General features: G+C 72.4%; 6 protein-coding genes. 5 read left to right on the top strand and 1 reads right to left on the bottom strand.

The window, feature by feature from the left end; genetic code table 11:
- A partial coding sequence (locus ACFU0Y_RS15655) for a replication-associated recombination protein A (protein WP_380215470.1) occupies positions 1 to 1395 on the top strand: 1395 nt, incomplete at its 5' end.
- Between the two features lie 9 nt (positions 1396 to 1404).
- Here the strand turns inward: ACFU0Y_RS15655 and ACFU0Y_RS15650 are convergent.
- Complete coding sequence (locus ACFU0Y_RS15650) at positions 1405 to 2382, bottom strand: sugar-binding transcriptional regulator (protein WP_380215468.1); 978 nt, start codon at positions 2380 to 2382, stop codon at positions 1405 to 1407.
- A 108-nt stretch (positions 2383 to 2490) separates the two neighbouring features.
- Between ACFU0Y_RS15650 and ACFU0Y_RS15645 the strand changes: the two genes are divergently transcribed.
- The 4 genes from ACFU0Y_RS15645 to rpsD all read left to right on the top strand — a co-directional run bounded on the left by ACFU0Y_RS15645 (position 2491) and on the right by rpsD (position 7719).
- Positions 2491 to 4239, top strand: a complete 1749-nt coding sequence (locus ACFU0Y_RS15645) for a glycerol-3-phosphate dehydrogenase/oxidase (RefSeq protein WP_380215466.1) — start codon at positions 2491 to 2493, stop codon at positions 4237 to 4239.
- Positions 4240 to 4388: 149 nt separating this feature from the next.
- Positions 4389 to 5171 (top strand): MIP/aquaporin family protein, encoded by a 783-nt coding sequence (locus ACFU0Y_RS15640; protein ID WP_380215464.1) that lies wholly within the window; start codon positions 4389 to 4391, stop codon positions 5169 to 5171.
- A 59-nt stretch (positions 5172 to 5230) separates the two neighbouring features.
- A complete protein-coding gene (gene glpK, locus ACFU0Y_RS15635) occupies positions 5231 to 6754 on the top strand; it encodes a glycerol kinase GlpK (protein WP_380215462.1) in 1524 nt (507 codons plus the stop codon).
- Positions 6755 to 7086: 332 nt separating this feature from the next.
- Positions 7087 to 7719, top strand: coding sequence for a 30S ribosomal protein S4 (gene rpsD, locus ACFU0Y_RS15630; RefSeq protein WP_344121044.1), 633 nt, complete (start codon positions 7087 to 7089; stop codon positions 7717 to 7719).
- Positions 7720 to 7782: the final 63 nt, after the last annotated feature.

The raw sequence follows: 7782 nt of genomic DNA, 5'->3' as shown, positions 1-7782 counted from the left end.
GGGCGGGGCCGGCGCTCCCGGGCGCCGCTGGCGGTGCGGATGCGCCCCCGCCGGCTCGACGAGATCGTGGGCCAGCAGCACCTGCTCAGACCCGGCTCACCGCTGCAGGTGCTCGCGGGCGAGGACCGCGGACCGGCGGGACCGTCGTCGATCATCCTCTGGGGTCCGCCGGGCACGGGCAAGACCACCCTGGCCCACGTGATCGCCCGGGGGGTGTCGCGGAAGTTCGTGGAGCTCTCCGCGATCACCGCCGGCGTCAAGGACGTGCGGCGGGTGATGGACGAGGCGCTCACGGACCGGGACCTGCACGGGCGCACCACGGTGCTGTTCCTCGACGAGATCCACCGCTTCACCAAGGCCCAGCAGGACGCCCTGCTGCCGGGGGTGGAGAACCAGTGGGTGGTGCTGGTGGCCGCCACCACGGAGAACCCCTCCTTCTCGGTGATCTCGCCGCTGCTCTCGCGCTCGCTGCTGCTGACCCTGCAGCCGCTGGAGCGCGCCGACATCGCGGCGCTGCTGGACCGCGCCGTCGCCGACCCCCGGGGCCTGGGCGGGGAGGTGGAGCTCTCCGCGGAGGCCCGCGAGCACCTCCTGGACCTCTGCGGCGGGGACGCCCGCAAGGCCCTGACCTCCCTGGAGGCCGCCGCCGGGGTCGCGTTCACCGAGCAGTCGGAGCAGCCCGCGTCGCCGGGGTCTCCCGGCGGCGGGGACGACGAGCAGGACGCGTCGGGCGGGGACGGCGCCCGCGGGCCGGCCGTCCCGGTGATCACCCGGGAGCACGCCGAGGAGGCCCTCGACCGGGCGGCGGTGCGCTACGACAAGAACGGCGACCAGCACTACGACGTGGTCAGCGCGTTCATCAAGTCCATCCGCGGCTCGGACGTCGACGCCGCGATGCACTACCTGGCGCGGATGATCGAGGCGGGGGAGGACCCGCGGTTCATCGCCCGCCGGCTCATCATCTCCGCCGCCGAGGACATCGGCACCGCCGACCCGACCGCCCTGCAGACCGCGGTGGCGGCCGCCGACGCCGTCCAGCTCATCGGGATGCCCGAGGGCAGGATCCCGCTGGCCCAGGCGGTGGCGCACCTGGCGACCGCGCCGAAGTCCAACGCCGCCTACACCGCGATCAACGAGGCGATCGCCGACGTCCGCGCCGGCCGGGCCGGTCCCGTCCCGCTCCACCTGCGCGACGCCCACTACCCCGGGGCGGGCCAGCTCGGCCACGGCCGGGGCTACGTCTACTCCCACGACGAGCTCAACGGCGTGGCCGCCCAGCAGTACCCGCCGGACGAGCTCGTCGGCACCGACTACTACCGGCCCACCGAGCACGGCCGCGAGCGTGAGATCGCCCACCGGCTCGAGATCCTGCGGGGCATCGTCCGCGGCCGGTGACCGCCGGGCTCAGCGGCCGAACAGGTGGCGCACCACCGACGCCGCCGTGCGCTCGTCGATGAGCAGGTCCGTCACCACACCCGCCCGCAGGGCGCCCACCACGCCCGGCACCTTGTGGTCGCCCGCCACCACGCACAGCCGGCGCGGGATCCGGCGCAGCTCCATGGGCGTGGGCCCGCTCGCCCGCCGGTTGTAGTCGATGTCGGCGTAGGTGCCGTCCTCGCGCAGGAAGACCGTGCAGACGTCCCCGACCACCCGGTGCGCCGACAGCTCCCGGAGCGCGTCCTCCGGGAGGTAGCCGCTGCTGTACACCTGGGAGATCATCGGCCCACGGAAGGCCCCCACGCTGAACACCGCCAGGTCCGCCGCGTTGCGCACCGCCAGCACCCGGCGCACCGAGGACTCCTGCCACATCAGCCGCCGCGTCTCCTCCTGGTCGAAGAACGCCGGGGTGGGGAACGGCAGCAGGGCGGCCCCGAAGGCCGCCGACATCTGCCCGAGCAGCGCCGAGGACTGCGCCGCACCCGTGGACCGGGCACTGACCGCGCCGTTCATCTGCACCACGACGGCGTCCCGCGTGGCCTTCGGCTGCAGATGGCCCCCGATCGCCGAGGTGGTGATCCCCCAGGCGACCGCCAGCGTCATCCCGTCCCCGAACCACTCGCCCAGCAGCCCCGCCGCGGCGCGGGCCACCGACTCCAGCCGTTGCGGCTCCGTGGCCGTGCGCGGCGTGCCCGCCACGTGCACCGTGACCCCGAAGGCCTCCCGCAGCCGGTGGGACAGGTCGTGTCCCGCGTCCGGGGGAGCGGCGAGGCTGATCCGCACGATGCCCCGTTCCCGTGCTGACTGCAGCATCCGCGAGACCGTGGGCCGGGAGACCCCGAACCGGTCCGCCACCGCCTCCATCGTCATGCCCTGCACGTAGTACAGCTCCGCCGCGTGGTGGAGCTCGGCATCACCGTGCATGTTCACCTCCAGCTGCTGCACGTCCGTTCATTTGGTTTGAGCATAGGTGCAACCCAGGACAGAGTGTGATGCAGAGCACGTTACCGGCCCGAAACCAGGCACCGTCACCGCCCCGAGGAGTCCTCCACCATGGCCCATCCCACACTCTCCAGCACCGAGCGCGACCGGGCGCTCGCCGAGCTCTCCGGCGGCCCCGAGCTCGACGTCCTCGTGGTCGGGGGAGGCATCACCGGCGCCGGCATCGCCCTGGACGCCGTCTCCCGCGGGCTGCGCACCGGCATCGTCGAGGCCCAGGACTGGGCCGGCGGCACCTCGCAGTGGTCCTCAAAGCTCGTCCACGGCGGCCTGCGCTACCTCCAGCAGCTCGACTTCAAGCTCGTCTCCGAGGCCCTGCGCGAGCGCGAGCTGCTGCTCGACTTCCTCGCCCCCCACCTCGTCAAGCCCGTGCCGTTCCTGTACCCGCTGACCCACCGCTTCTGGGAGCGGCCCTACGTCACCGCCGGGATCGGCCTCTACGACGCCCTGGCCCACCTCGGCGCCAAGGTCGCCACCCTGCCCTACCAGCGGCACTACGGCTTCAAGGGCGTCCAGCGGGTCTTCCCCGACGTGAAGCCCGGCTCCATGGTCGGCGCCGTCCAGTACTGGGACGGCCAGGTCGACGACGCCCGCCTCGTGCTGAGCATCGTGCGGACCGCCGTGCGATACGGCGCGCTCGCCGCCAACCGGACCCGGGCGGTCGACTTCCCCAAGGACGGGACCGGCCGCGTCGTGGGGGCCACCGTCCGCGACCTCGAGACGGGCGAGGAGCACACGGTCCGCGCCAGGACCGTCATCGCCGCCACCGGGGTGTGGACCGAGCAGACGCAGGACCTGGCCCACGCCGAGGGCGGGCTGAAGGTGCTGGCCTCCAAGGGCATCCACATCATCGTGCCCCGCGAGCGGATCCGCGGCGAGAAGGGGCTCATCCTGCAGACCGAGAAGTCCGTGCTCTTCATCATCCCGTGGGCGCGGTACTGGATCATCGGCACCACCGACACCCCCTACCACCAGGACCTCGTCAACCCCGTGGCCACCGCGGAGGACATCGACTACGTCATCGACCACGCCAACGTGGTCCTGGACCGGCCCCTCACCCGCGAGGACGTCATCGGCACGTACGCGGGGCTGAGGCCGCTGCTGCAGCCCGGGACGAAGGCGGACGACGGGGACGCGCAGTCCACGAAGATCTCCCGCGAGCACACCGTGACCGAGGTCGCCCCCGGCCTGATCACGATCGCCGGCGGCAAGCTCACCACCTACCGGGTGATGGCCCGGGACGCCGTGGACCTCGCCCTGGGGGAGGAGTGGGCCAAGGCCGTCCCCTCGGTGACCGACCGCACGCCGCTGCTGGGCGCCGAGGGCTACCTCGCGCTGAGCCGTCAGGCCGGCACCCTGGGCGCCCGCCACGACTGGGACGAGGCGCGCGTGCAGCACCTGCTCGGCCGCTACGGTTCGGCGATCACCGAGATCACCGAGCTCGTGGAGGACCGCCCCGACCTGGCCCGACCGCTGCAGGGCGCCCCCGCCTACCTCAGGGCGGAGATCGTGCACGCCTGCACCCACGAGGGCGCGCTGCACCTCGAGGACCTCTACGACACCCGCACCCGGCTGACCTGGGAGCAGGCCCGCCACGGTCTCGACGCGGTCGAGGAGATCGCGGACCTCGCCGCCGAGGCCCTCGGCTGGGACGAGCACCGGCGCGGGGCCGAGGTCGAGGCCTACCGGCTGCGCTGCGCCGCGGAGGACGCGGCCGCCGGGACGTCCGACGAGACCGCGGCGGCCGCCGCGCGGGCCGCCGCCCCCGACGTCCTGGAGCTCGTGCGCCCCGGCGACGCCTGAGCGACCGCCGGATCCCCCCGGACCCGGCCCGCGCACCCCCGTCCCGGGCATCCCCGTTCCGCTCCGTCCACGTCCCACCCACCCCGGCCGTCCCCGACGGGCAGCCGGTCCGTCCAGTCCGCACCACCTGAGGAGTCGCAGTGCTGTCGATGTCGAACGTTGTGGTCCAGGCCGTCGCGCCTGCCGTGCCCATTCCCCTGTCCACCGTCTTCTGGTCCGAGATCGCGGGCACCGCGATGCTCATCCTGCTCGGCGCCGGCGTGGTCGCCAATGCCGTGCTGCCGAGGACCAAGGGCCTCGGCACCGGGTTCCTGATGATCAACTTCGGCTGGGGCCTGGGCGTGTTCGCCGGTGTGTACGTCGCGTGGCAGTCCGGCGCGCACATCAACCCCGCCGTGACCGTGGGGCTGTGGGCCAGCGGCGCCGAGGAGTACGCCCCGGGCGTGGCCATCACCCTGATCAACACGCTCGTCTACTTCGCGGCGCAGCTGATCGGCGCCTTCCTCGGCGCCGTCCTGGCCTTCCTGGCCTACAAGAAGCACTTCGACGAGGACGCCGACGCGGAGACCAAGCTCGCCGTGTTCTCCACCGGCCCCGCCGTGCGCTCCTACGGCTGGAACGTGGTCACCGAGGTGATCGGCACGTTCGTCCTCGTGATCGTGATCCTGCTCTTCGGCAACACGCCCTCGGAGCTCGGCCCGCTGGCCGTGGCGCTGCTCGTGGTCGGAATCGGCGCGAGCCTCGGCGGGCCCACGGGCTACGCCATCAACCCGGCCCGTGACCTCGGTCCGCGCATCGCCCACGCCCTGCTGCCCATCCGCGGGAAGGGCCCGAGCGACTGGGCCTACGCCTGGGTGCCGGTCGTCGGCCCGCTGCTCGGAGCCGTGCTCGCCGGCGGCTTCTTCCAGCTCTACGCCAACGCTCCCGCCTGACGCCTGCACCACCACCGACCGACCCGTCCACGACACCACAACGAAGTGAGGGACCACCCATGAGCACCGACACCAAGTACGTCATGGCCATCGACCAGGGCACCACCAGCTCCCGCGCGATCATCTTCGACCACCGGGGCACGATCGTCAGCACCGGCCAGCTCGAGCACGAGCAGATCTTCCCGCGCGCCGGCTGGGTGGAGCACGACCCCATGGAGATCTGGCGCAACGTCCGCAAGGTCGTCGCAGATGCCGAGGCCTCCGCCGAGATCAACGCGCGGGACCTGGCCGCCGTGGGCATCACCAACCAGCGCGAGACCACCGTGGTCTGGGACCGCACCACCGGGGAGCCCGTCTACAACGCCATCGTCTGGCAGGACACCCGCACCCAGAAGATCGCCGAGGAGCTCGGCGGGGAGGTCGGCCCCGACCGGTACAAGGACCGGGTCGGCCTGCCGCTGGCCAGCTACTTCTCGGGCCCGAAGGTCAAGTGGATCCTGGACAACGTGGACGGCGCCCGGGAGCGGGCCGAGCGCGGCGACCTGCTCATGGGCAACACCGACTCCTGGCTGGTGTGGAACATGACCGGCGGCACGGACGGCGGGGTGCACGTCACCGACGTCACCAACGCCTCCCGCACCATGCTGATGAACCTGGCCACGCTCGACTGGAACGAGGAGATCTGCGCCGACATGGGCATCCCCACGTCGATGCTGCCCGAGATCCGCTCCTCCTCCGAGGTCTACGGCAAGGGCCGCACCCGCGGCTTCCTCAAGGACGTGCCGATCGCCGGCATCCTGGGCGACCAGCAGGCCGCGATGTTCGGGCAGGCGTGCTTCGAGAAGGGCATGGGCAAGAACACCTACGGCACGGGCAGCTTCGTGCTGATGAACGTGGGCACCGAGGTGGTGCACTCGGAGAACGGGCTGCTGAGCACCGTGTGCTACAAGATCGGCGACCAGGACGCCGTCTACGCCCTCGAGGGCTCCATCGCCGTGACCGGGTCCCTGGTCCAGTGGCTGCGCGACAACCTGGGCATCCTCTCCTCCGCGCCGCAGGTCGAGTCCCTGGCCGCGTCGGTGGAGGACAACGGCGGGGCCTACTTCGTCCCGGCCTTCAGCGGCCTGTTCGCCCCGTACTGGCGCTCGGACGCCCGCGGCGCCCTGGTGGGCCTGACCCGCTACGTCAACAAGGCCCACATCGCCCGGGCCGCCCTGGAGGCCACGGCCTACCAGTCCCGCGAGGTGGTCGAGGCGATGAACGCCGACGCCGGGGTGGACATCACCGAGCTCAAGGTGGACGGCGGGATGACCGCCAACGAGCTGCTCATGCAGTTCCAGGCGGACCAGCTCGGGGTCCCGGTGATCCGCCCGGAGGTCACCGAGACCACGGCCCTCGGCGCAGCCTACGCCGCAGGCATCGCCGTCGGCTTCTGGTCCGGGACGGAGGAGGTCACCGCGAACTGGGCCGAGAACAAGCGCTGGGAGCCGCAGATGGAGGACGCCGAGCGCGGCCGGCTGTTCCGCAACTGGCAGAAGGCCGTCACCAAGACCTTCGACTGGGTGGACGAGGACGTCGACTGACGCCGCCGCGCCCCGCCGCCCGGCGGCGCCGTCCGTGGTCCGCGGGCGGCGCCGCCGCGTGCGGGGCACACGGGGTGCGGGGGCGCGCGAGGGCCCCGCGCACGCTATAGTGGAACGTCGGCCGGCAAGGCCCGTGCTCCCGCACGCCCGGCGCACCGCCTCAACCACGGTGCGCGGCGCGCGGTCGCGGCGCTTGCAGGACAGGAGGATTGCGGCTGATCCTCACCTCTCCGGCGGGACCGATCCCGTCCTCGGAGGCCGGACCGAACAGAACACGCTCTCCCCGCACCGCACGCCGGACGGGGGAGGGCACCGCATTGTGAAAGGTAAACGTGGCTAACAACACGCGTGCGCGCCGCCAGGTGCGCAAGTCCCGCGCCCTCGGGATCGCCCTGACCCCGAAGGCCGAGAAGTACTTCGAGCGCCGTCCCTACGGCCCCGGTGAGCACGGCCGTGCCCGCCGGAAGGCGGACTCGGACTACGCCGTCCGGCTGCGCGAGAAGCAGCGTCTCCGGGCGCAGTACAACATCCGCGAGAAGCAGATGCACATCGCCTACGTCGAGGCCAAGCGCCAGGAGGGGCAGACCGGTGAGAACCTGGTCGCCCTGCTGGAGTCCCGCCTGGACGCCCTCGTCCTGCGCTCGGGCTTCGCCCGGACCATGGCGCAGGCCCGCCAGATGGTCGTGCACCGCCACATCCTGGTGGACGGCCAGCGGGTGGACCGCCCCTCCTACCAGGTCAAGGAGGGCCAGCTGATCCACGTGCACGCCAAGTCGGAGAAGATGGTGCCCTTCCAGGTCGCCGCCGCCGGCGCGCACCAGGCCGTGCTGCCCGACACCCCGGGCTACCTCGACGTGCAGATCGAGAAGCTGCAGGCCAAGCTGGTGCGCAAGCCCAAGCGCGCCGAGGTCCCCGTGACCTGCGAGGAGCAGCTCGTGGTGGAGTACTACGCCCGCATGGCCTGATCCTGCGGGCTCCTGCCGCCGGGACCACCCGGAGGCAGGGCCTTCCCAGCGGAGAGCCCGCGG

The sequence above is a fragment of the Kocuria sp. NPDC057446 genome (genome assembly GCF_042802875.1).
Taxonomy (GTDB): domain Bacteria; phylum Actinomycetota; class Actinomycetes; order Actinomycetales; family Micrococcaceae; genus Kocuria.
The sequence above is the reverse complement of the archived record's forward strand: the minus strand, read 5'-3'. Positions and strand labels throughout refer to the sequence as shown.

Excerpts from the sequence above, each read along its gene's own strand:
- ACFU0Y_RS15645 (WP_380215466.1), top strand. The coding sequence starts at position 2,491 with ATGGCCCATCCCACACTCTCCAGCACCGAGCGCGACCGGGCGCTCGCC.
- ACFU0Y_RS15640 (WP_380215464.1), top strand. The coding sequence starts at position 4,389 with ATGTCGAACGTTGTGGTCCAGGCCGTCGCGCCTGCCGTGCCCATTCCC.
- glpK (WP_380215462.1), top strand. The coding sequence starts at position 5,231 with ATGAGCACCGACACCAAGTACGTCATGGCCATCGACCAGGGCACCACC.